The 23928-nt window shown below is 71.9% G+C and carries 19 protein-coding genes and 1 pseudogene; 9 read left to right on the plus strand and 11 right to left on the minus strand.

Going from position 1 to position 23928, the window contains the following annotated elements; all coding sequences use genetic code 11:
* The first annotated feature begins 135 nt into the window (after positions 1–135).
* Positions 136–1667: pseudogene (locus tag AB0D94_RS06505) on the plus strand (phosphotransferase).
* The gene (glgB, locus tag AB0D94_RS06510; RefSeq protein ID WP_362046388.1) at positions 1664–4003 is read left to right on the plus strand and encodes a 1,4-alpha-glucan branching enzyme; all 2340 of its coding nucleotides are present in this window, start codon (positions 1664–1666) and stop codon (positions 4001–4003) included. The pseudogene AB0D94_RS06505 and the gene glgB overlap by 4 nt, the downstream one beginning before the upstream one ends.
* On the opposite strand, the gene trxA is transcribed toward glgB, so the two are convergent.
* Positions 3993–4346 carry a thioredoxin gene (gene trxA / locus AB0D94_RS06515; protein WP_362046391.1) on the minus strand — a complete coding sequence of 118 codons (354 nt, stop codon included), beginning with the start codon at positions 4344–4346 and terminating at the stop codon, positions 3993–3995. The genes glgB and trxA overlap by 11 nt on opposite strands.
* 70 nt (positions 4347–4416) lie before the next feature.
* A complete protein-coding gene (locus tag AB0D94_RS06520; protein ID WP_362046394.1) occupies positions 4417–4809 on the minus strand; it encodes a MerR family transcriptional regulator in 393 nt (130 codons plus the stop codon).
* A gap of 317 nt (positions 4810–5126) precedes the next feature.
* On the opposite strand from AB0D94_RS06520, the gene AB0D94_RS06525 reads away from it, so the two are divergent.
* On the plus strand, positions 5127–5819 hold the full coding sequence (locus tag AB0D94_RS06525) for a helix-turn-helix transcriptional regulator (RefSeq protein ID WP_362046397.1): 693 nt from the start codon (positions 5127–5129) through the stop codon (positions 5817–5819).
* 137 nt (positions 5820–5956) lie between these two features.
* Here the strand turns inward: AB0D94_RS06525 and AB0D94_RS06530 are convergent, their stop codons facing one another.
* The gene (locus AB0D94_RS06530; RefSeq protein WP_362046400.1) at positions 5957–6982 is read right to left on the minus strand and encodes an ATP-dependent 6-phosphofructokinase; all 1026 of its coding nucleotides are present in this window, start codon (positions 6980–6982) and stop codon (positions 5957–5959) included.
* Positions 6983–7207: 225 nt separating this feature from the next.
* On the opposite strand from AB0D94_RS06530, the gene pta reads away from it, so the two are divergent.
* From pta to pyk, 3 genes are all read left to right on the plus strand, one after another.
* Positions 7208–9301 (plus strand): phosphate acetyltransferase, encoded by a 2094-nt coding sequence (pta, locus tag AB0D94_RS06535; RefSeq protein ID WP_362046403.1) that lies wholly within the window; start codon positions 7208–7210, stop codon positions 9299–9301.
* A 47-nt stretch (positions 9302–9348) separates the two neighbouring features.
* Positions 9349–10563, plus strand: coding sequence for an acetate kinase (locus AB0D94_RS06540; protein WP_362046406.1), 1215 nt, complete (start codon positions 9349–9351; stop codon positions 10561–10563).
* A gap of 62 nt (positions 10564–10625) precedes the next feature.
* Positions 10626–12056, plus strand: a complete 1431-nt coding sequence (gene pyk / locus AB0D94_RS06545; RefSeq protein WP_362046409.1) for a pyruvate kinase — start codon at positions 10626–10628, stop codon at positions 12054–12056.
* A gap of 151 nt (positions 12057–12207) precedes the next feature.
* Here the strand turns inward: pyk and AB0D94_RS06550 are convergent, their stop codons facing one another.
* The 4 genes from AB0D94_RS06550 to AB0D94_RS06565 all read right to left on the minus strand — a co-directional run bounded on the left by AB0D94_RS06550 (position 12208) and on the right by AB0D94_RS06565 (position 16487).
* On the minus strand, positions 12208–13542 hold the full coding sequence (locus tag AB0D94_RS06550; RefSeq protein WP_362046412.1) for a hypothetical protein: 1335 nt from the start codon (positions 13540–13542) through the stop codon (positions 12208–12210).
* Positions 13532–14119 carry a DUF6114 domain-containing protein gene (locus tag AB0D94_RS06555; RefSeq protein ID WP_362046415.1) on the minus strand — a complete coding sequence of 196 codons (588 nt, stop codon included), beginning with the start codon at positions 14117–14119 and terminating at the stop codon, positions 13532–13534. The genes AB0D94_RS06550 and AB0D94_RS06555 overlap by 11 nt, the downstream gene beginning before the upstream one ends.
* Positions 14120–14227: 108 nt before the next feature.
* Entirely contained in the window at positions 14228–14881 is a 654-nt protein-coding gene (locus tag AB0D94_RS06560) for a DUF6230 family protein (protein ID WP_362046418.1), read from the minus strand.
* Between the two features lie 595 nt (positions 14882–15476).
* A complete protein-coding gene (locus AB0D94_RS06565; protein WP_362046421.1) occupies positions 15477–16487 on the minus strand; it encodes a tetratricopeptide repeat protein in 1011 nt (336 codons plus the stop codon).
* Between the two features lie 282 nt (positions 16488–16769).
* Here AB0D94_RS06565 and AB0D94_RS06570 point away from each other — a divergent pair, with 282 nt between their 5' ends.
* Entirely contained in the window at positions 16770–17420 is a 651-nt protein-coding gene (locus AB0D94_RS06570) for a TetR/AcrR family transcriptional regulator (RefSeq protein WP_362046424.1), read from the plus strand.
* 78 nt (positions 17421–17498) lie between these two features.
* On the opposite strand, the gene AB0D94_RS06575 is transcribed toward AB0D94_RS06570, so the two are convergent.
* The 4 genes from AB0D94_RS06575 to AB0D94_RS06590 form a co-directional block, all read right to left on the minus strand.
* Entirely contained in the window at positions 17499–19199 is a 1701-nt protein-coding gene (locus tag AB0D94_RS06575; protein ID WP_362046427.1) for a methylmalonyl-CoA mutase family protein, read from the minus strand.
* 74 nt (positions 19200–19273) lie between these two features.
* Positions 19274–19603 carry a DUF3817 domain-containing protein gene (locus AB0D94_RS06580; protein ID WP_362046430.1) on the minus strand — a complete coding sequence of 110 codons (330 nt, stop codon included), beginning with the start codon at positions 19601–19603 and terminating at the stop codon, positions 19274–19276.
* A 68-nt stretch (positions 19604–19671) separates the two neighbouring features.
* On the minus strand, positions 19672–20181 hold the full coding sequence (locus tag AB0D94_RS06585; RefSeq protein ID WP_362046433.1) for a MarR family transcriptional regulator: 510 nt from the start codon (positions 20179–20181) through the stop codon (positions 19672–19674).
* Between the two features lie 21 nt (positions 20182–20202).
* Positions 20203–21474 carry an MFS transporter gene (locus tag AB0D94_RS06590; RefSeq protein WP_362046436.1) on the minus strand — a complete coding sequence of 424 codons (1272 nt, stop codon included), beginning with the start codon at positions 21472–21474 and terminating at the stop codon, positions 20203–20205.
* A gap of 93 nt (positions 21475–21567) precedes the next feature.
* On the opposite strand from AB0D94_RS06590, the gene AB0D94_RS06595 reads away from it, so the two are divergent.
* Positions 21568–22560, plus strand: a complete 993-nt coding sequence (locus AB0D94_RS06595; protein WP_362046439.1) for a DUF5937 family protein — start codon at positions 21568–21570, stop codon at positions 22558–22560.
* A gap of 208 nt (positions 22561–22768) precedes the next feature.
* Positions 22769–23752 carry a glycoside hydrolase family 6 protein gene (locus AB0D94_RS06600; RefSeq protein WP_362046503.1) on the plus strand — a complete coding sequence of 328 codons (984 nt, stop codon included), beginning with the start codon at positions 22769–22771 and terminating at the stop codon, positions 23750–23752.
* Positions 23753–23928 lie beyond the last annotated feature (176 nt).

Genomic DNA, 23928 nt, shown 5'->3' on the forward strand with positions numbered 1-23928 from the left:
CAGCTCGAATGGGTCAACCGCCCGCCCCTGTACGGATCATCCTGACCCGACACTCGCACACGCCGGAGAAGCAACTGCCGCACATCCGGGACACTCTGCGCATTCTGTGACGGCCCGGGGAAAGGACGCGACGCCATGTCGGAGGCTGCATCCGCCCGGAGCCGACTGGCGGCCGACCGGGCCGCCGGGATCGGCCCGCTGGAACCGATGCTGCGGGCCTGGCTGCCCGCACAGCGCTGGTTCGCGGGCAAGGGCCGCACCATCAGCAGGCTCAGGGCCGTCTCGGCCGCCGAACTGCTGCCCCCGGGCTCCACCCCCGGACTGCTGCACCTGCTCCTCGACGTGGACGGGGACTGCTACCAACTGCTGCTGGGCATCCGCCCGTCCCTGCCGCCCGCGCTCGCACCCACCCTGATCGGCCACCCCGAGGACGGCCCGTACGCCGGCCGGGCCGTGTACGAGGCCCTCGGCGACCCCCGGCTGGCGGCGATGCTGCTGGAGCGGCTGCGCTCCCCCGGCACCCTCGGCCCGCTCCGCTTCGACCGGGACCCGCAGGCTCACGTACCGGCGGGGCTGGTCCCCCGGCCGCTGTCCGGGGAGCAGACCAACTCGTCCCTCATCTACGGAGATTCGTTCATCCTCAAGGTGTTCCGCCGGGTCGGCCCCGGGGTCAACCCCGACCTGGAGCTGCCCAGGGCGCTGGCCACCGCCGGCTGCGCCCGCGTCCCGGCGCCCGTCGCCTGGTACGAGGCCGAGCTGCCCGGCAGCGAACCGCTGACCCTGGGCGTCCTCCAGCCGTACCTGCGCGGCTCCGACGACGGCTGGCAACTGGCGCTGCGCCGGCTGGGGGCCGGGGAGGACTTCACCGCCGAGGCGAACGCCCTCGGCCGGGCCACCGCCGAGGTGCACAGCGCGCTGGCGGGCACCCTGCCCACGCTCGCGCTCGGCCCCGAGCAGACCGCCCGGCTCGCCGCCGGGATGACGGCGCGCCTGGCGGCCACCGCCCGCGAGGTGCCCGCGCTGCGGCCCTACGAGGCGGGGCTGCGGGGGGCCTTCGACGCACTGGCCGCCTCCCGCGGGGCGGGGGTCGCCGCCCAGCGGATCCACGGGGACCTCCATCTGGGGCAGACCCTGCGCACCCTGGACGGCTCCTGGTCGTTGATCGACTTCGAGGGCGAGCCGGCCCGGCCGCTGGCCGACCGGCGCCGCCCCGAACCGGCCGTGCGCGACATCGCCGGGATGCTGCGCTCCTTCGACTACGCCGCCCGCTCGCACCGGCCGTTCGCCCCCGCCTGGGCGGACGACTGCCGGACCGCCTTCTGCGAGGGCTACGCCCGCACCACCGGGCGCGACCCGCGGGAGGACCCCGTACTGCTGCGGGCGTACGAGACCGACAAGGCGGTGTACGAGGCCCGGTACGAGTCCCGGCACCGCCCCGACTGCACGTGCCGATGGCCGCGATCCGGCGGCTCGCCTCCGGCACGGACCGGAGCTTCGGCCGGGCCATGCCGGGCCCGGGGTCCGTCGCCCGCCCGGGGCCGGCCACCGGGGCCGGTCCGGGTCCCGGTTCCGGTGCCGGTTCCGGTTCTGGTCCTGGTTCCGGTGAAGGCTTCTCCTCCCTCTCCCCCCACCCCCGCCCGCAGCCGCCTAGGAGGCCGCACACGTGAGCCCCGCCCGTCAGTCCCCGTCCACCACCTCGCCGTCCCCGGCACCGGCCGCCCCCGCTGCCCCGGCTCCGGCCGCGGCTCCGGGCCGCGGAGCGCCGGTCGCGGCGGCGCGCAAACCCAAGGCGCCGGCGCCACGCACCCGGAGGGCTCCCGCGCACGGGCTCCGGCCGGCGCCCGCCCTCGGCGGTGACGAACGGACCCGGCTGCTGGAGGGCCGCCACCACGATCCGCACGCCGTGCTGGGCGCCCGCGCCCAGCGGGGCGGGGTGGCCTTCCGCGTGCTGCGCCCGTACGCCAAGGCGGTCACCGTCGTGGCCAAGGGGCTGCGCGCCGAGCTCCTCGACGACGGCGACGGGCTGTTCTCCGGGCTCCTGCCGCTCGCCGGGGTGCCCGACTACCGGCTGCTGGTCACGTACGACAGCGACGAGATCGAGATCCACGACCCGTACCGGTTCCTGCCCGCGCTGGGCGAGCTGGACCTGCACCTGATCGGTGAGGGCCGGCACGAGCAGCTGTGGAAGGCGCTCGGGTCCGAGCCCATGGAGCACCAGGGGGTGGCGGGCACCCGGTTCACGGTGTGGGCGCCGAACGCCCAGGGGGTCCGGGTCACCGGTGACTTCTCGTACTGGGACTCCGTCGCCTACCCGATGCGCTCCCTGGGTTCGACCGGGGTGTGGGAGCTCTTCCTGCCGGGCGTGGCCGAGGGCGCGCTGTACAAGTACGACATCACCCGGCCCGACGGCAGCCACACCCTGCGCGCCGACCCGATGGCCCGGTCGGCGGAGGTCCCCCCGGCGAACGCCTCGGTGGTCGCCGCCTCGCGGTACGTGTGGCAGGACGAGCGGTGGATGGCGGAGCGGGGCGCCCGCCCGGCGCACCAGGCCCCCCTGTCGGTGTACGAGGTGCACCTGGCGTCCTGGCGGCCCGGGCTCTCGTACCGGCAGCTGGCGGAGCAGCTCCCGGCCTACGTGAAGGAGCTGGGCTTCACGCACGTGGAGCTGATGCCGGTCGCCGAGCACCCCTTCGGCGGCTCGTGGGGGTACCAGGTCACCGGCTTCTACGCGCCGACCTCGCGGATGGGCACCCCGGACGACTTCCGCTGCCTGGTGGACGCGCTGCACCGGGCGGGGATCGGGGTGATCGTCGACTGGGTGCCGGCGCACTTCCCGCGCGACGACTGGGCCCTCGCCGAGTTCGACGGGCGGCCGCTGTACGAGCACCAGGACCCGCGGCGGGCCGCGCACCCGGACTGGGGGACGCTGGAGTTCGACTACGGCCGCAAGGAGGTCCGCAACTTCCTCGTCGCCAACGCCGTGTACTGGTGCGAGGAGTTCCACGTGGACGGGCTGCGCGTGGACGCGGTGGCCTCGATGCTCTACCTCGACTACTCGCGCGGCGAGGGCGAGTGGACGCCCAACGAGCACGGCGGACGGGAGAACCTGGACGCCGTGGCGCTGCTCCAGGAGATGAACGCCACCGTGTACCGGCGCTGCCCCGGGGTGGTGACCATCGCGGAGGAGTCCACCGCCTGGGAGGGCGTGACGCGGCCGACGGACTGCGGCGGTCTCGGCTTCGGGCTGAAGTGGAACATGGGCTGGATGCACGACACCCTGCGCTACATGTCGAAGGAGTCGGTGCACCGCAAGTACCACCACCACGACATGACCTTCGGGATGATCTACGCGTTCAGCGAGAACTACGTGCTGCCGATCTCGCACGACGAGGTGGTGCACGGCAAGGGCTCGCTGGTGTCGCGGATGCCCGGGGAGGACTGGTGGCAGCGGCGGGCCGCGCACCGGGCGTACCTGGGCTTCATGTGGGCGCACCCCGGCAAGCAACTGCTGTTCATGGGGCAGGAGTTCGCCCAGGGTTCGGAGTGGTCGGAGGTGTACGGGCCGGACTGGTGGCTGCTGGACGAGTCCTACCCCGCGGCCGCCGACCACCGGGGGGTGCGCACCCTCGTGCGCGACCTGAACCGCGCGTACACGGCGGCGCCCGCGCTGTGGGAGCGGGACACGGTGCCGGAGGGCTTCGCCTGGGTGGAGGCGGACGCGGCGGAGGACAACGTGTTCGCCTTCCTGCGGTACGCGCAGGACGGGTCGCAGCTGCTCGCGGTGTCGAACTTCTCGCCGGTGGTCCGGCACGGCTACCGCATCGGGGTGCCCGAGGAGGTGCCGCTGTGGCGGGAGGTGCTCAACACCGACCACCAGGCCTACGGCGGCAGCGGCGTCCACCACGCGCAGCCGCTGCGGCCGGAGCCGGTGCCGGCGCAGGGCCGGCCGGCGAGCCTGCGGATGACCCTCCCGCCCCTGGCGACGGTCTGGCTCAGGCCGTAGCGGCGGCCTCCCGCTCCTCCTCCAGTTCCTGGAGGAGCTTGCGCTTGGCCCGGGCCCCGATCATCTGCTTCACGGGCTCGCCGTCGCGGAAGACGAGCAGGGTCGGCATGGACAGCACCCCGTACCGCGCGACGGTCCCGGGGTTGCTGTCCGCGTCGATCTGCACGACCTTGAGGCGGCCGGCCTCCTCGGCGGCCACCGCGGACAGGACGGGCGCGAGCTGGCGGCAGGGGCCGCACCAGTCCGCGGTGAACTCCACGAGGACGGGCCGTCCCCGCTCCCCCAGCACCTCGGCCTCGAAGTCCTCGTCGGTCACTTCCGCCACGCCTTGTGCGCGCACCATGTCGTTTCCCCTCTCGTTCGTGATGTGGGTCGCCGGGTTCGTGCTGCTGGTCGCCGTGCCCGCGGGCAGGTCAGCCCGTCATCTCGCAGCGCGGCGGCGCGGCCGCACCGGCGGCCTCCTCGGCGCCGGCCAGCTGCCGCGCGACCTGTTCGCGTACGCCGGTCAGCTGGCCGATCAGGCCGTCCAGCTCGGCGAGCTTGCGCCGGTACACGGCGAGCGAAGCCGGGCAGGAGTCCCCGGCCGGATGCCCGGCGCGCAGGCAGTCCACGAAGGGCCGGGTCTCCTCCAGCTCGAACCCGAAGTCCTGGAGCATGCGGATCTGGCGAAGCAGCCGCAGGTCGTCCTCGTCGTAGGTCCGGTAGCCGTTGCCGTCCCGCCGCGCGGGCAGCAGTCCCCGCGACTCGTAGTACCTGAGCGTCCGGGTACTGGTCCCGGCCCGCTCGGCCAGTTCGCCGATGCGCATGTCCCGACGGTAATCCTTGACGCGGACGTCAAGGCAAGAGGTGGTGCGGGACCCCTCGCCACCCCCGTATGCGAGGGGTCCCCGGTATGGATCACGTACGGGAGTGGCGACTGGTTCACGGGGTGTGAGCGGTGTCACGGGTCTTGCGCCGACGGGCAATGGCTGGAACCGTATCCCGGGAATGGATCTTACGGTGGAACCGATTACCGGACAGTCGCTAAGAAAACCGACTAATGCCCTGAACTTCATAGGACTTTCCTACGAGTTATGGGCTTGTTTGTTCGGTCTGTAGTCGCCATGCCCCAGCCACTTCTACGGTGTGCCATGTGCACTCCAGCCCACCTTTCAATGCCCCCGCCGCGCGTCGCCTGCGCGCGGCCCTGGGCATGGCGCCCGGTCATGTCGCCTATGGCCTCCGCGCCCAGTACGGACTGCTCGTCACGCCCGAGACCGTGATGGCGTGGGAACGTGGCGAGATATCGCCCTCTTCCGCCGAACTCACCGCTCTCGCAGGCGTCCTGTGGTGCTCACCCGGGGAGCTGCTCGCCGAGCCGGTCACCTTGCGGGAGCACCGGATCTCCAGGGGGCTGACCGCCGAGGAGCTGGCCCGGCGGGTCGGCCTGGAGACGAACTCCTACCAGAAGATGGAGGACACCGGGCGCTGGCGGGGCAACGAACGGCAGTCCGCGGCGCTCGCGGGCCTGCTGAGCCTGACGCTCGCCCAGTTCGTGACGGCGACCGGCAAGCAGGAGGAGCTCGCCGAGCTGCTGCGCAGCGCGGTCACCACGCGCTGGCAGGCGTACGTGAAGCCGCTGGGCAAACTGCTGCCGATCCCCAAGGCCCACCTGGAACGGGTGCTGGACCAGCTGCACGGGGAGTACCAGTCGCGGATGGTGGCGACCCTGAGCTGGGGCGGCGGCGAGGGCGAGGCCGGGAGCGGCGACTCGGGGCGGGAGTTCCTCGCGGAGATCGTGGACCGGTTCTGGCGCCTGGCGGGCGGTGCGGCGTAGGGGCGGGCCGCACGGCGCCCCCGCGACGGCGAACGGCCCCGGGCCCGTCCCTCACGGGGACGGGCCGGGGCCGTTCGGCGGCGCGATCCGGGGCGGAAGTCCCTGCCCCGGGGGCCGCAGGTCCCGTCCGGGGCGGTTCAGAAGACCGACTCGGCCTCGTACATGCGGTCCTCGGGGACGGTCTTCAGCTCGGTGACCGCCTCGGCCAGCGGGGCCATCACGATGTCCGTGCCGCGCAGGGCGGTCATGTTGCCGAAGTCGCCGCGGTGGACGGCCTCCACGGCGTGCCAGCCGAAGCGGGTCGCGAGCACCCGGTCGTAGGCGGTGGGGGTGCCGCCGCGCTGGACGTGGCCGAGGATGACCGGGCGGGCCTCCTTGCCCAGGCGGTGCTCCAGCTCGACGGCGAGGCGGTTGCCGATGCCGGCGAAGCGCTCGTGGCCGTACTGGTCGATCGCGCCCTTCTCGTACGGCATGGAGCCCTCGGCCGGGTGCGCGCCCTCGGCGACGCAGATGACGGCAAACTTCTTACCGCGGGAGAATCGTTCCTCCACCATCTTCACCAGGGCGTCCACCTCGAAGGGCCGCTCCGGCAGGCAGATCCCGTGGGCGCCGCCGGCCATGCCGGACTCCAGGGCGATCCAGCCCGCGTGGCGCCCCATGACCTCGACCACCATGACGCGCTGGTGCGACTCGGCGGTGGTCTTGAGGCGGTCGATGGCCTCGGTGGCGACCATGACGGCGGTGTCGAAGCCGAAGGTGCGGTCGGTGGACGAGATGTCGTTGTCGATGGTCTTCGGCACGCCGACGACCGGCATCCCCGCGTCCGACAGCATCCGGGAGGCGGTCAGGGTGCCCTCGCCGCCGATCGGGATGAGGGCGTCGATGCCGTAGCGCTTCGCCAATTCCTGGGCGTTCTCGGCGGCTTCGTGCAGGCGGGCGCGCTCCATGCGGGCCGACCCCAGGATCGTGCCGCCCCGGGCGAGGATGCCGCTGACGGCATTGATGTCGAGGGGCCGGTAATGGCCGTCCAGGAGGCCCTTGAAACCGTCCTCGAAGCCGATGACCTCGTCGCCGTGACCGACCAGGGCACGGTGTACGACCGAACGGATGACAGCGTTCAGGCCGGGGCAGTCGCCGCCTGCGGTGAGAACTCCGATACGCATCGTCCTGTGTCTCCTGCCGTACAAATGAAGGGCGTAATGGTGAAGCCTGTCCGATTGTTCCACGGGCCGGGGGTGGCCCGCGTCTTCTGATACTCCGGCCACCGGGCCCTTCGACCCTCCCCGCCAGGCCTTTTTCCCGGCGGGCGTCCTAACCACTGGCGGAGGTATTGTCAAGAGGTCAAGGCACATCAATCAGACATTCGCAGCAGGGACGGGAGAGCACGCGTGACGCGCAGCGTGTACGTGACCGGTATCGAGCGGGGGGACGGCCGGCAGGTCGTCGAGCTGGGGATCATGGAGCTCCTCACCCGGCAGACGGGCCGGGTCGGCGTCTACCGGCCGTTGCTCCACGACGGACCCGACCGGCTCTTCGACCTGCTGAAGGCCCGCTACCGGATCGACCAGGACGCCGGTACGGCCTACGGCATGGAGTACCGGGAGGCCTCCGTCCTCCTCGCCGAGAAGGGCACCGACGAGCTGGTCTCCCAGCTGGTGGACCGCTTCCACCGGGTGGCCCGCGACTACGAGGTCATGCTGGTCCTCGGCACCGACTACGCCGACACCAACCTCCCCGACGAGCTGGCGCTCAACGCCCGCCTGGCCAACGAGCTCGGGGCGGTCGTCGTTCCCGTCGTGGGCGGCACCAAGCACCCCGCCGACGCCGTGCGCGCCGAGACCCGCAACGCCTACCGCGCCTACGAGAGCCTGGGCTGCCACGTCGTCGCGATGGTCGTCAACCGGGTGGCCGCCGAGGACCGGGACGCCATAGCCGAGCGGCTGGCCGCCCGGCTGCCCGTCCCCTGCTACGTGCTGCCGGACGACAAGTCGCTGTCCGCGCCGACCGTCGCGCAGATCACCCGGGCGCTCGGCGGCGAGGTGCTCCTCGGCGACGACGCCGGGCTGGCCCGCGACGCCCTGGACTTCGTCTTCGGCGGCGCCATGCTGCCGAACTTCCTGAACGCCCTGACCCCGGGCTGCCTGGTCGTCACCCCCGGCGACCGCTCCGACCTGGTCATCGGCGCCCTGGCCGCACACACCTCCGGCACCCCGCCGATCGCCGGTCTGCTGCTGACCCTGAACGAGCGCCCCAGCAAGGACATCCTGACGCTGGCCTCGAAGCTGGCGCCGGGCACCCCCGTGGTGTCGGTGGCCGGCAACAGCTTCCCGACCGCCGCCGAACTCTTCGCGCTGCAGAGCCGGTTGAACTCCGCGACCCCGCGCAAGCTGGAGACCGCACTCGGCCTGTTCGAGCGGCACGTGAACACCGGCGAGCTGCGCGACCTGCTGTCGGTGTCCCGCTCCGAGCGCGTCACGCCGATGATGTTCGAGCACGAGCTGCTGGAGCGGGCCCGCTCCCAGCGGCGCCGCGTCGTCCTGCCCGAGGGCACCGAGGAGCGCGTGCTGCGCGCCGCGGACGTGGTGCTGCGCCGCGGTGTGTGCGACCTGACCCTGCTGGGCGAGGAGCAGGCGATCCTGAAGAAGGCCGCCGACCTCGGCATAGACATCTCCGGCGCGCAGCTCATCGACCCGGCGCTGTCCCCGCTGCGGGAACGTTTCGCCGAGTACTACGCCAAGGTCCGCGCCCACAAGGGCATGACCGTCGAGCTGGCCGGCGACGTGGTCACCGACGCCAACTACTTCGGCACCCTGATGGTCCAGGAGGGCCTGGCCGACGGCATGGTCTCCGGCTCGGTGCACTCCACCGCCGCGACCATCCGCCCGGCCTTCGAGATCATCAAGACCAAGCCCGAGGCCTCCATCGTCTCCTCGGTCTTCTTCATGTGCCTGGCCGATCAGGTCCTCGTCTACGGCGACTGCGCGGTCAACCCGGACCCCGGCGCCGAGCAGCTCGCCGACATCGCCGTCCAGTCGGCCGCCACCGCCGCCGCCTTCGGCGTGGAGCCGCGGATCGCGATGCTCTCGTACTCGACCGGCACCTCGGGCTCGGGCGCGGACGTGGACAAGGTCCGCAAGGCCACCGAGATCGTCCGCGAGCAGCGCCCCGACCTGCTGATCGAGGGACCGATCCAGTACGACGCCGCCGTTGAGCCCTCGGTCGCCGCGACCAAGCTGCCCGACTCCGAGGTCGCGGGGCGGGCGACGGTGCTGATCTTCCCCGACCTCAACACGGGCAACAACACGTACAAGGCCGTGCAGCGTTCGGCGGGCGCCGTCGCGGTCGGCCCGGTGCTCCAGGGTCTGCGCAAGCCGGTCAACGACCTCTCGCGCGGGGCGCTCGTCCAGGACATCGTCACCACCGTGGCGATCACCGCGATCCAGGCGCAGACGCCGCCCCAGGACCCCGCCCCCTCCGCATGACCGCCCGTACGACCGTCACCACCCCCACACGAGAAGGCTCCGCACCCGTGACCGCATCGCGCGTACTCGTCCTCAACTCCGGCTCCTCGTCGGTCAAGTACCAGCTCCTCGACATGGCGGACCGCTCCCGGCTCGCCGTGGGGCTGGTGGAGCGCATCGGGGAGGAGACCTCCCGGCTCGTGCACGAACCGCTGATCGGTCCGGGCGCCGCGGGCGGCAAGCGCGAGCGGCTCGGCCCGATCGCCGACCACGAGGAGGCACTGGGCGCCGTCGCGGCGGAGCTCGCCGCCGACGGGATGGGCCTGGACTCCCCCGAACTGGCCGCCGTAGGACACCGGGTGGTGCACGGCGGTACGAGGTTCACGCAGCCGACCGTGATCGACGACGAGGTGCTGGCGGAGATCCGGAGCCTGATCCCGCTGGCTCCGCTGCACAACCCGGCGAACGTGACGGGCATCGAGGTGGCCCGCGGGCTGCGCGGGGACATCCCGCAGATCGCCGTCTTCGACACCGCCTTCCACTCGACGATCCCGGAGTACGCCGCCCGGTACGCGATCGACGCGGCGACGGCCGACAAGTACGCCATCCGGCGGTACGGCTTCCACGGCACCTCCCACGCCTACGTCTCGCGGGCGACCGCCGGGCTGCTCGGCAAGCCGGTGGAGGACGTGAACGTGATCGTGCTGCACCTGGGCAACGGGGCCTCCGCCTCCGCCGTCCGCGGCGGCGTGTGCGTGGAGACCTCCATGGGCCTGACCCCGCTGGAGGGACTGGTCATGGGAACCCGGTCGGGAGACCTGGATCCGGCGGTCATCTTCCACCTGGCCCGGGTGGGCGGCCTCTCGGTGGATGAGATCGATTCGCTCCTGAACAAGAAGAGCGGTCTGCTGGGCATGTGCGGCGACAACGACATGCGCGAGGTGCTGCGGCGCGCGGGCGAGGGAGACGAGGCGGCGGCGACGGCCTTCGCCGCGTACGTCCACCGCCTGAAGAAGTACATCGGTGCCTACTCGGCGGTGCTCGGGCGGGTGGACGCGGTGGCGTTCACGGCCGGGGTCGGCGAGAACGCGCACCAGGTCCGGGAGGCTGCGGTGGGGGGTCTGGCCGAGCTGGGCCTGGCGCTGGACCTCCAGGCGAACGCCGTGCGCTCGCCGGAGCCGCGGCTGGTCTCGGCGGAGTACGCCCGGGTGGCGGTGGCCGTGGTCCCGACGGATGAGGAACTGGAGATCGCCACCCAGGCGTACGCGCTCGTTACCCGCTAGTCACTTGGACTTTCCACCAGACGGAATATTCCGCTGCGAAACAAACCGATAGGATCCGCTCCATGCGCCGTTCCAAAATCGTCTGCACGCTGGGCCCCGCCGTCGACTCGTATGAGCAGCTGAAAGCGCTCATCGAGGCAGGCATGAACGTGGCCCGATTCAACTTCAGCCACGGATCCCAGGCAGAACACCAGGAGCGGTACGACCGCGTCCGGCAGGTCTCCGCGGACACCGGGCGCGCCGTCGGCGTCCTCGCCGACCTCCAGGGCCCGAAGATCCGTCTGGAGACCTTTGCCGAGGGTCCCGTCGAGCTGGTGCGCGGTGACGAGTTCACCATCACCACCGAGGACGTCCCCGGCGACAAGTCCATCTGCGGCACCACCTACAAGGGTCTGCCCGGTGACGTCTCCAAGGGCGACCAGGTCCTGATCAACGACGGCAACGTCGAGCTGCGGGTGACCGAGGTCGAGGGCCCGCGGGTCAAGACCATCGTCATCGAGGGCGGTGTCATCTCGGACCACAAGGGCATCAACCTGCCGGGCGCCGCGGTCAACGTCCCCGCCCTGTCGGAGAAGGACGTCGACGACCTCCGCTTCGCCCTGCGGATGGGCTGCGACATGGTCGCCCTGTCCTTCGTCCGCGACGCCAACGACGTCAAGGACGTCCACAAGGTCATGGACGAGGAGGGCCGCCGGGTCCCCGTCATCGCCAAGGTGGAGAAGCCGCAGGCCGTCGCCAACATGGAGGCCGTCGTCGACGCCTTCGACGCGGTGATGGTGGCCCGCGGCGACCTGGCCGTCGAGTACCCGCTCGAAAAGGTCCCGATGGTCCAGAAGCGGCTCATCGAGATGTGCCGCCGCAACGCCAAGCCGGTGATCGTCGCGACCCAGATGATGGAGTCGATGATCACCAACTCCCGGCCGACCCGCGCCGAGGCCTCCGACGTGGCCAACGCGATCCTCGACGGCGCGGACGCGGTCATGCTGTCGGCCGAGTCCTCGGTCGGCGCCTACCCGATCGAGACCGTCAAGACGATGTCGAAGATCGTCGCGGCGGCCGAGGAGGAGCTCCTCTCCAAGGGCCTCCAGCCGCTGGTGCCGGGCAAGAAGCCCCGTACCCAGGGCGGCTCCGTCGCCCGCGCCGCCTGCGAGATCGCGGACTTCCTCGGCGGCAAGGCGCTCATCGCCTTCACCCAGTCCGGTGACACGGCCCGCCGGCTGTCGCGCTACCGCGCGACCCAGCCGATCCTGGCCTTCACCACCGACGCCAACACCCGCAACCAGCTCACGCTGAGCTGGGGCGTCGAGTCCTACATCGTCCCGCACGTGGACAACACCGACGCGATGGTCGACCTGGTGGACGGCGAGCTGCTCAAGCTCCAGCGCTACAACGACGGCGACACCATGGTCATCACCGCCGGTTCGCCCCCCGGCGTCCCCGGCACCACCAACATGGTCCGGGTCCACCACCTGGGCGGCGGCGCCCGCGACTGATGCCGTAGGCACCGCACCGCACGACTCTGCCGCACAGAGGCCGAGGGCGGCACCCCGCAGTGATGCGGGGTGCCGCCCTCGGCGCGTCCGTACGGGACTGCGGGACTGCGGACTGCGGGACTGCGGACTACGGGACTGCGGCCTACGGGGACTACTCGGGCGGGCCGATGTAGTTCTTCAGGCCCGGGACGGTCAGGGTGCCGCCGAACTGGCCCGCCTGGACGACCTTGACGTCCGTGAAGAACGCGAAGGGGACGTTCAGGGGCGGCGGGCTGTTGGGGGTGAACTCGATGGGGATCAGCCCGAAGAGATTGCCCTTGAGACTCTCGGTGTACATGGTCACCGTGCCGCCGCGGATCTCGGACGTGGAGCCCGGACGGGACTTCAGGTGGGCGACGTTCCCCTCCTTGCCGACCGTCTGGTACAGGTCCTTGATGTCCAGCGAGTCCGCCGTGAACTTCAGGACCTTCTTGATCTTGCCGCCGGCCGTCTTCACCTCGACGATGCCGTGGTAGTCCAGGCCGTAGAGGGTCAGCCGCGAGCTGTCGAGGTACCAGGGCTGGTCCGGCAGGAGCGGGACGTCCTGCTCCAGCTCGGCGTCGGCCAGGGCCTGGGCGTCGTAGGTCGGGCAGGGGAAGGGTTCCTTCCCGTCCGCGTCCTTCGTCTCCTCCGGCTCCGCCTCCTCGCCCTCGGTCTTCTCCTTGTCCTTGTCCTCCGCCTCGGTCTTGCCGTCCGCGTCCTCGTCCTCGGACGCGTCGGGCTTCTTGTCCGTCTCGTCCTTCGGGGTCTTCGCGGTGTCCTTGACGTCCTGCGGGAGCTCCGCGACCTCGACGCCGGCCTGCTTCGCCGCCTCGCGGATCGCGTCTGCGGCCGGGTCCGGTGTCTGCGCGCCGCTCGGGGTGGGCGCAGGGGCCGGGGTCGCCTTCTCCTGGCCGCCGGTGAGCGGCTTGCCGAGCCCGTCGACGAGACCCTTGAGCGCGTCGCCGACGCCCAGCGGGTCCAGCGGGTTCGGGGTCTTGGACGGCTCCGGCGTGGTGGCCGGGGCCGTCGTCTTGGTCTCCGGGGTCTCGGCCGGCTTGTCGGCCGTGGGCTCGGACTCCGTCTTGGGGTCCGGCTTGGCCGCCGGCGGGGTCACGCCGGGCTTGGGCGTACCGGACGCGGAGGGCGAGGGCGTCGCGCTGGGCGACGTACTCGGCGTGGGCGTCTTGGAGGGCGTCGGCGAAGCCGACTCCTCCGGCTCGTCGGACCGCGTCACGCACGGTCCGGGGGCGAAGGGGATCTCCTTGTCGTCGGCCACGGCCAGCTTCGGCGCCATGCCCATCCCGACGAACACCGCAGTCGGCATGGCGGCCAGCGCCATCGTCCTGCCGACGGGTATCTGGAGCTTGTTCAGCAGCGACTTCCTGGGGGCAGCGTGGCGCGGCCCCTTGCTCTCACGGGACTCTGCACCTGGGGCCACGCCCCGCTGCGTCTCGTCACCCCGCACTGTTCCTCCCGCCATCGGCGTGGGCAGTCGTCTCGCTCGCGTGTGCCGGTGATTCCGTTTCGCGCTGTCCGGGGACGACCTGGCCCGCCATCGCATCGTTCTTGCCCAGGCTGACCGGCTGCCGGTCCGCCTCATCGTCCCTGTCGGCCGCGGCCTCGTCCTCGTCCTCCACCGGGTTCCCGGGGGCCCACGACAGCGCGAGTGCGCCGCCGATCAGGGAGCTGAGGAAGCCGATGAAGAAGCCGCCGAGGTTGGACACCGGGATCGACACCAGGGCCAGCAGGATCGCCGCGACGCCCGCGAAGACGCGGATGGTCTGCTGGAACCACAGGGCCAGGCCCAGCGTGATAAGCAGTACGCCGATGATCAGCGCACCGGCCCCGCCGGTGGTGGCCATGGCGAGGGTGACGTTGCCCAGCCGCAGGTCCGCGTACGGGAAGTAGGCGATCGGCAGACCACCGAGGAGCGTGAACAGACCGGCCCAGAAAGGACGGCTACCTCTCCAGGCACTGAAGGTGTGGCGAGCCACGGTGAGCCAGTGGTCGTCTGCGGCGTGCACCGGGGACTGGGGGTTCATGGACAACAGCTCCCTGGAAACGGTGGTACTTGAGAACTCTGTGGAGCCCGGACGGGCGGGCGGCGACTCGCGCCGCCGGCCGCCCTTCCGGTCACCCGCCGGGACGGACTACTTCTCGTCCTGGTAGCACGGCTTGTCGCCGCCGAGCAGGCGCAGCTTCAGGTCGGGAAGCTTGAACGTGCCCGCCGTGGTCGCCCACGCCTTCTGGCGCACGTTCGTCAGGACCGCCTTCTCGGCGCGCTGCGAGAACGCGGACTTGTTCCGCTCGTTGACCGTGCCGGCCTGCGGCTTCATCCGCTCGTTGTGGCTCGGGTCACCGACCGCGATACCGATGTCCAGGTTCTTGAACTCGGCATCGGCGTCGAGCTCGGCGACATCCAGGTAGATGTTGTCGGCCTCGGCCGGCGTGCCCTTGTGGCCGGTCCTCAGCTGCAGGGTGATGTTGCCCAGCGGCGTCGGGGTGACCAGGGACTGGCACATGTTCGTGATCTTGGCGTGACTGAACCCGGAGATGGTGACCGGGTGCTGGACGGCCTTGTTCGTCCCGAGTTCGTGCCCCTCGGCGATACCGCCGTACTGGATGAGGTTGTCACCGTCGAGCTTGTCGGCCGAGACCTTGAAGTCCTGGCCGGAGACGCTGAAGGACGCCGCGAGGGCTCCCTGCGCCAGACCCACACCGACCGCGGCCGTGGCCGCGATGCTCGGCACCATGACGAGCGCGAAGCGCTTCCATCTGGTCCCGCCACGAACCTGAGAACTCATTTCGTTCCTCCTTCTCGGACGTACATCTCCGGTCCGGGCCGTGCCCGTCCTGGGATGGGAGAAGTGCTACGTCCTCGGGAAGAAGCGCAGGCGGCCGGGCCGCGGCTGTGCCACGTCCGATACACCGGCGATCACCCCCGAGCGACAACCACTCGGCCACGCGTTCGCGCAACCTGGGGGACAGGCCCTGCCGGTGCGGCAGAGACCCCCCTGTCCCACGGCCGGTGCCACTGCCACCGGCCGGCCCGGTGGGGACCCTTCACCGCGGCTCCGGATGAGCGGCTCTGCGGGAAGGACCGAGCGTCGCCGATCGTGGTCCATTCCCGGCCGGGGCACAAGGGGGTTCGTTACTGGCGGGTAACGGACAGATAACCTGGGGGCGACCCGCCGCCATCGGCCAGCAACACAGGGTGTCACCAAGGGCCACGACAGATCGGCGGAAGAGTGAACACTCCGGACAGTTCACGGGGTTCGATTTACTGCGAGTAACAGCGGCCGCGTTTGCCAAGTTTTGGCAAAGCGCGGCCGCTGTTTATCTCTGTGTCAACAAATCGCCGGTGGGCCACCGGCGTCCGGAATCCTTCCGGGGACGGGCCTAGAAGAGCACCCGTGCGAGCGCCGTGCGCGCCGCGGAGACCCGCGGGTCGTCCGCGCCGATCACCTCGAACAGCTCCAGCAGCCGCAGCCGTACGGAGTCCCGGTCCTCACCGAACGTCACCCGTACGGTGTCCACCAGGCGCCCGAAGGCGTCCTCCACGTGACCCCCGACCAGGTCGAGGTCGGCCGCTGCGATCTGCGCCGCCGGGTCGCGCGGGTTCTCGGCGGCCGCGGCACGCACCGCCTGCGGGTTCATGTCCCGCACCCGGGTGAGCAGTTCGGCCTGGGCCAGGCCCAGCTTGGCCTCGGTGTTGCCCGGGTCGTCGGCCAGCACGTTCTTGTACGCCTGCACCGCGCCGCCCAGGTCACCGGCGTCCAGCGCGACGACGGCCGCCTCCAGCAGCGCGTCGTGCGGACCGGCCGGGACCTCGGCCCCGGCGGCGGCATCGGCGGCGCCCGGACCAGCGCCCTCGGCGTTCGGGTCCACCTCGATGCCGATGATCCCGAAGCGCTCCTCGGCGACCTGCACCAGCTGGGCCAGGGTCTCGCGGATCTGCTGCTCGGGGGCCACGCCCTGGAACAGGGGCAGCACCTGGCCGGCGACCACGGCGAAGACGGCCGGGATGCCCTGGATGCCGAACTGCTGCATCAGCATCTGGTTGGCGTCGACATCGACCTTCGCGAGGACGAGGCGGCCGTTCGCCTCGACGGTCAGCCGCTCCAGGAGCGGGCTGAGCTGCTTGCACGGCTCGCACCACTCGGCCCAGAAGTCGAGGACGACCGGAACCTCGGCGGAGAGCTGGAGCACATCACGTTCGAAGCCGGCCTCGTCTACGTCGATGACGAGCGCTGAGGGCGCGACGGCGCCGGCGGACGCGCCGCCACCGCCCTGGGCGGCCTGCCGTGCCGATTCGGCGCGGGCCTGCTCGGCCTTCGCCTTGGCCTCACCGGCCGCCTTCACCGCGGCGAGGTCGACGACGCCGCTCATGGACATGTTTCTGGGCTGCATGCGTACATCCTCCCCCGAGTGCGCGCGTCGACGAAAAAGATCGCGTGAATTGCCGCGCCGAACCCGCCGTACTGCGGGTCGGCGCGGGTGGTGCGGTCATGGAACTGCGGTCCTGAGTTGTTCGGCGCCGGGTCCCCACCTGGCGCCTGTAGCCCTTCGCGTGGTTGTCGCTCTTACGCTACGAGCCGTAGCGTAACTCCTCGCGCCCCGCGGCGCCCCGTGATCTGAACCACAGCGATTCCCGGCCCGGCCGTTCCCCTACCGACGGGTATGGTCTCGGCCATGCGCAACCCCAGCCACGGCACGAGCACCGGCACCGGCACCACGACCGGCCGCACCGGCCGCCCCCGGAGCGCCGCGGCGGACGCCGCCATCCTGGAGGCGACGCGGGACGCGCTGGTCGAGCTGGGCTGGTCGAAGCTGACGATGGGCGACGTCTCGGCGCGCGCGGGGGTCGCCAAGACCACGCTCTACCGGCGCTGGGCGGGCAAGAACGAGCTGGTCGTGGACGCGGTCGCGGAGCTCTTCGACGAACTGGAGCTGCCGGACCGGGGCTCCCTGGAGGCGGACATCGAGTACGTGGTCCTCCAGTTCGCGCAGCTGCTGCGGCGCCCGGAGGCCCGTACGGCCCTGATGGCGGTGGTCGCCGAGTCCACCCGGGACGAGGCCCTGCGCGACCGGATCCGGTCGGCCATCGTGGACCGGCAGAAACGTCTCGTCGTACTGGGCCGCGAACGGGCGCAGGCCCGTGGCGAACTCCCGGCAGAGGAGGACGAGGCCCTCGCGGGCCACACCACGGACCTGATCTTCGACGTGATCGCGGGCACGGTGGTGCACCGGGCGCTGGTGAGCTCCGAACCGGTGGACGAGCTCTGGGTGTCCACCTTCACGGCCCTGCTGATGCACGGCCTGCGGGGCCCGGCCCCGGCCTGAACCGCGCGACGGGCCCGCCACCACGGGGGCGGCGGGCCCGGAGGACGCCCGGGCCGTACCGGGCGGGCGGGGCGGGACTCAGAAGCCCGGCGGCTCCGTGTAGGTGCCCCACTCCTCGCGCAGGACGTTGCAGATCTCGCCGAGGGTGGCCTCCGCCCGGACCGCGTCCAGCATGGCCGGAATCATGTTCGACCCGTCCCGTGCGGCCTCCAGCATGGACTTCAGCGAGGCCGCGACCTTGGTGTCGTCCCGCCGGCCCTTGCGCGCCGCCAGCTCGCTCACCTGGACGGTCTCCACCTCGTGGCTGACCCGGAGGATCTCCAGGTCCCCGGTGACCGACCCGTGGTGGACGTTGACACCGACGACCCGCTTGTCGCCCTTCTCCAGCGACCGCTGGTACTGGAAGGCCGACTCGGCGATCTCCCCGGTGAACCAGCCGTCCTCGATGCCGCGCAGGATGCCCGAGGTGATCGGCCCGATCGGGTGACGCCCGTCCGGGTGGGCGCGCAGCCCGCGCTCCTTGATCTGCTCGAAGATCTTCTCGGCGTCCGCCTCGATGCGGTCGGTGAGCTGCTCGACGTACCAGGAACCGCCCAGCGGGTCGGCCACGTTGGCCACGCCCGTCTCCTCCATGAGCACCTGCTGGGTGCGCAGGGCGATCTCGGCCGCCTGCTCGCTCGGCAGCGCGAGGGTCTCGTCCAGGGCGTTGGTGTGCAGCGAGTTGGTGCCGCCGAGGACGGCCGCGAGCGCCTCCACGGCGGTGCGTACGACGTTGTTGTACGGCTGCTGCGCGGTCAGGGAGACCCCGGCCGTCTGGGTGTGGAAGCGCAGCCACATGGACTTCTCGCTCTGCGCCCCGTAGACCTCCTTCATCCAGCGCGCCCAGATCCGGCGGGCGGCGCGGAACTTGGCGATCTCCTCGAAGAAGTCGAGGTGCGCGTCGAAGAAGAAGGAGAGCCCGGGCGCGAACTCGTCCACGTCCATGCCGCGCGAGAGCCCGAGCTCCACGTAGCCGAAGCCGTCCGCCAGGGTGTACGCGAGCTCCTGCGCGGCCGTCGCCCCGGCCTCGCGGATGTGGTAGCCGGAGACGGACAGCGGCTTGTAGGCGGGGATGCCCTTCGTGCAGTACTCCATGAGGTCGCCGATGAGGCGCAGGTGCGGCTCGGGCTCGAAGAGCCACTCCTTCTGGGCGATGTACTCCTTGAAGATGTCGGTCTGGAGCGTGCCGTTCAGCACGGCGGGGTCCACGCCCTGCCGCTCGGCGGCCACCAGGTACATGCAGAACGCGGGCACGGCGGGGCCGGAGATGGTCATCGAGGTCGTGACGTCGCCCAGCGGGATGTCCTTGAACAGGACCTCCATGTCGGCGGCGGAGTCTATGGCGACCCCGCAGTGCCCGACCTCGCCCAGCGAGCGGGGGTCGTCGGAGTCCCGCCCCATGAGCGTCGGCATGTCGAAGGCCACGGAGAGCCCGCCGCCGCCGGCGGCGAGGATCATCTTGTACCGCTCGTTGGTCTGCTCGGCGTTCCCGAAGCCGGCGAACTGCCGGATGGTCCAGGTCCGCCCCCGGTACCCGGTGGCGTGCAGGCCCCGGGTGTAGGGGTACTCCCCCGGCCACCCGATGCGCTCGAACCCCTCGTACGCATCGCCGGGCCGGGGCCCGTACACCGGATCGACCGCATCGCCGGAGAGAGTGGTGAAGTCGGCCTCGCGCTTGCGGGCCTTGTCATAGCGGGCCTGCCAGCGACGGCGGCCTTCCTCGATGGCGTGAGCGTCCATGGCTCGAATTTACTAGGACGTCCTAGTAAATGTCGATGGGCAACCCCGGGGAGTCGCCCCGGGGCTGTGGGAAATCAGGCCTTCGCGGTGGCCAGACCGCCGCTGACGAGCGGCTCGACCTCGGCGCGAACCGTGCGCTCGACGAAGAAGGCAGCGAGCGGGATCGTGCCGGAGAGCATGATCCACAACATCTTGCCGAAGGACCACTTCGCCTTGGAGCTGAGGTCGAAGGCGAAGACCAGGTAGATCATGAAGAGCACGCCGTGGGCCTGGGACACCACGAAGGTCAGATCGGCGCCCTTGTCGAAGCCGTACTTGAAAACCATGCAGGTGCAGAGCACCAGCAGCATGACGGCAGTGGCGAAGGCCATCACCCGGTAGCGGGTCAGCACGCTTTTCTTCATGCGACTGAGCCTAACCGTCCGTTTTGCGCGATCCCGACGCGGGTCATCGGGGGGCGGCGTGACGGTGGTTACTTCTCCTCGAAGTCCGCGGCCGCCACCCGCAGGGGGCGCAGCAGCGCGAAGATCTCCGCGCACTCCTCGGCGTCGTACGCGCCGAGGCCGAAGTCGATCTCCATCAGGTCCTTGGTGGCGGCCTCGACGACCTCGCGGCCCTTGTCCGTGATGGAGGCGAGGGTGCCGCGGCCGTCGTTCGGGTTCGGGCGCTTGTCGACGAGCCCGGAGCGCACCAGCCGGTCGACCGTGTTCGTCACCGACGTCGGGTGGACCATCAGCCGCTCGCCGATCTTCGACATCGGCAGCTCACCGGCCTTGGAGAAGGTGAGCAGCACCAGCGCCTCGTACCGCGCGAAGGTCAGTCCGTACGGCTTGACCACCGCGTCGACCTCGCCGAGCAGGATCTGGTGCGCCCGCATGATCGAGGTGATGGCGGCCATCGAGGGCACCGGCCCCCAGCGCTGCTGCCACAGCTCGTCGGCGCGGGCGATGGGGTCGAAGGGAAGACTGAGCGGCTTGGGCACGCACCAGACCCTACCGGGCGGTCATTTGGTGGCCAGCCCCGTCTCACGCCTCGGCCGCCCGTCCTCCGGGCCCGCGGCGCGCAGTTCGGCGAGGAGCAGCAGGACCACGACGGTGCCGAGGGCTCCGGCGCCGGTGACGACGGTGTGGACCGGCAGGAACTCGGCGGCGAGGCCGCCCAGGGCCATGCCGACGCCCTGGAGGGTCATCATCCCGGTGCTGAGCAGGGTCATCGCGCGGCCGCGCAGCTCGGCGGGGACGGCGTCCACCCACCACCGGTCGAGCCCCAGGGTGTAGGCGTGGGCGAGCCCGGCGAGCAGCAGCGCCACGAGTACGCCGGGCACGCCGGGCCGGACCGCGAAGAGGAGGAGCGGCAGCAGGGCCACGGCGGCGAGCGGGACCACGATGCGCGAACGCGTTCGGGCGGTGAGCGCCGAACCCGCGTACACCTCACCGGCGATGGTGGCGGCGGGCAGCGCGCACATCAGCAGTCCGAGGGTGGCGGTGCCGGCGCCGAGGCCGTCGGCGTACGGGGCCAGCAGCACCTCGGGCACGACGACGAAGACGGGCGGCAGCCAGAACAGCAGGGTCAGGGCGCGCACCCGGCGCCCGCCGAGCACGGCGCGCAGCCCGGCGAGCGGTGCGGGGCCGCTCCCGGGGGACCGGGCGCCCGCGCGGGCGGGGCGGGCGCGGGTGCCCAGGCCGAGCAGGAGCGCCGAGCCGAGGAACCCGGCGGCGGTGAGGGCGACGGCCCCGCGCGGCGCGAGGACGGTCAGCAGCAGCCCGCCGAGGCCGAAGCCCACCAGCTGGGCGCTCTGGGCCACCATGCGCAGCAGCGAGCGGCCGAGGACGAAGGCGTCGCCGGTGCCGAGGATGTCGGCGAGGGAGGCGTTGCGGGTGCCCTGGAACAGCGGCGCCACGAAGGCCAGGACGCAGCGCAGTACGAGGAGCAGCGCGACCGGGGTGCCCGGCCAGGCCATGGCCGCGGCGCCCGCCGCGCAGAGGAGGTCGCACCCGACGAGCACCCGCCGGGCGGGGTAGCGGTCCGCGATCCCGGCGAGCAGGGTGCCGCCGATGGCGTACGGGAGGAAGCCGAGGGCGAAGGTGAGCGCGCTCATCAGCGGCGAGCCGGTGGCGCGGTAGACGAGGACGGTGAGGGAGATCTCGGCGACGACGAGGCCGAGCACGGACATCAGGTGGGCGGCGAAGACGGCTCGGAACTCCCCGATCCGGAAGACGGAGAGGTAACCGGCGGAGCCGCGTGCGGCCGCCGGGGCCGGTGTGACGGTTGCCATGCCCGCAGCGTCGCGGGCCTAGGCTGGCCGGCGTAGAGATTCGGCCTGGGCCGAATGTCGAGCCGAATGTTCCGGAGAGCGAGAGGGTGCGGCATGGGGTTGCACCACCGGTTCGGACACGAGGATCTGCTGCGGTGCCGGTTCGCGCTGTCGCCCGCGTGGGAGACGCAGGAGGCGGTCCGCACCCTGAGCCGCCCGGACCGGCAGGGCTATCACCTGCCGTGGCTGCAGCGGATCCGCGACGCCGCTGACGGGCTGGACCTGCGGCCGCTGTGGCTGCTCATGCCACGGCGAGGGCACAGTACGGACTTCATCAGCCCGCCGCCGAGCGGCCCCGGCGTGTCCTTCGCGGAGGAACTCGCGCTGATCCGCGCGGCGGATCCGGCCGAGGCGCGCGAGGACATGCGCAAGTCACTGGCCTGCACGCCGGGCGCGCTCGACAGCGGTCTGGGCCGGGCACTGCTCGCCGATCCGGCGCGGGCGGTGCACGAGCTGGCCGATCTGCTGGAGCAGGCCTGGAGCGTCCTGGTCGAGCCGCACTGGCCGCGGCTGCGGGCCCTGTTGGAGGCGGACGTCCTCTTCCACTCGCGCCGCCTCGCCGCCGGCGGGCTGGAGTCGCTCTTCGACGGTCTGCACCCGGACCTCCGCTGGGACGCCGCTTCCCTCACCCTGACCATCGAGCGACCCACTCACCACGAGCGCGTCCTCGGCGGCCAGGGCCTGCTCCTCATGCCGAGCGCCTTCGTCTGGCCGCAGATCGCGGGCGGCTTCGACCCGCCCTGGCAGCCGACCGTCGTCTACCCGGCCCGCGGCGTCGGCGCCCTGTGGACCCCGGCGGGGGAGGACACCCCGGCCGCGCTGGCCCGGCTGCTGGGGCGCGTACGGGCCGACGTGCTGTGCGCCCTGCACGAGCCGGCCTCCACCACGGTCCTGGCGGACCGGCTGGGCCTGGCGCCCTCCACGGTCTCCGCGCACCTGGGGGTCCTGCGTGCGGCGGGCCTCCTCGTCTCGGCCCGCCACGGGCATCAGATCCTCTACGAACGGACCCCCTTGGCCATCGCCCTCACCACGGGAGACCACGCGTAGGGAACGGTGTCGCGACCCGGGGCTGACGGTCCGTCATGTGACGATGTCCCGGTTCGCTGCCCGACCCTTCGTCCCGAGGAGCCGGATGTCAGGCCGACGCCGCCCCACCGATCCCGCCGACCCTTCCCGCGGGCCGGCCCCTTCCCGCGGGCCCGCCCCTGCCCGTGCGCGCGGACCCCTGGCCGCCCTCGGGCTCGTCCTGCTGCTCATGGCGCTCCCCGGCTGCGCGGACGACGAGCGGCCGGCGGCCGCGCCCGCCCCGGCACCGGCCGCGGCCGGGAGTGGCGCGCCCCCTGCCGGGAGCGGCGCGTCCCCGCTCTGGGTCGACCCGCGGAGCGAAGCCGCCCGGCAGGTCGCGGCCTGGGAGGCGCAGGGCCGCTACGGCGACGCGCAGGTGCTGCGCCGGATCGCGGACCGGCCGCTGGCCCTGTGGCTCACGGGCGCCGACCCCGGACCCGGCGTCCGCCGGGCCGCGGCGGCCGCCAGGGCGGCCCGGCAGACGCTGGTGCTCACCGCGCACCACATCCCGTACCGCGACTGCGGGCAGCACCCGGCCGGGGGTGCGCGCGACGCGCGGGCCTACCGCGGGTGGATCGCCGCCCTCGCCGAGGGCATCGGCGACACCCGGGCCCTGGTGGTCCTGGAGCCGGGCGCCGTCGCCCGCGTCGTCGACGGATGCACCGCGCCGGAGCACGGCGCCGAGCGCTACCGGCTGCTGTCCGAGGCCGTCGACCGGCTGAAGAAGAACCGGAACACCAAGGTCTACCTGGACGCGGGCGGCCCGGCCTGGATCCCGGACCCGCGCGACCTCGTCGAGCCGCTGCGCAAGGCCGGTCTCGCCCGCGCCGACGGCTTCGCGCTCAACGTCTCCGGCTTCCAGCCCGACGCGACGGTGCGGGAGTACGGCGCCAGGATCTCCGAGGCGGCCGGCGGCGGGCACTTCGTCCTCGACACCAGCCGCAACGGCGACGGCCCACTGCCCGGCGAGGGGAAGCAGGCCGCGTGCAATCCGCCGGGCCGCTCCCTGGGGGTGGCACCGACCACCGACACCGGGGACCCGCTCGTGGACGCGTACCTCTGGGTCAACCGGCCCGGCACCTCGGACGGGCCCTGCCGCGGCGGCCCGGCGGCCGGCCGGTGGTGGCCGGAATACGCACTGGGCCTGGCCCGGCGCGCCAAGGGCACGCCCTAGCAGGACGGTCACAGCACTAGGCGGTGTCTGATGGCTCTTGCCCGGGTGGTGGATCTGCTGCCGTTCCGGGCATGAGTCGGTCATGGTGCGTCGGCATGAACTGACGAATGCTCAGTGGGATCGCATAGCCCCGCTGCTGCCGGAGACCGGTGGGCCGGGTGGTCGGTGGGCGGATC

It is taken from the genome of Streptomyces sp. NPDC048255 (genome assembly GCF_040652415.1).
Lineage (GTDB): Bacteria > Actinomycetota > Actinomycetes > Streptomycetales > Streptomycetaceae > Streptomyces.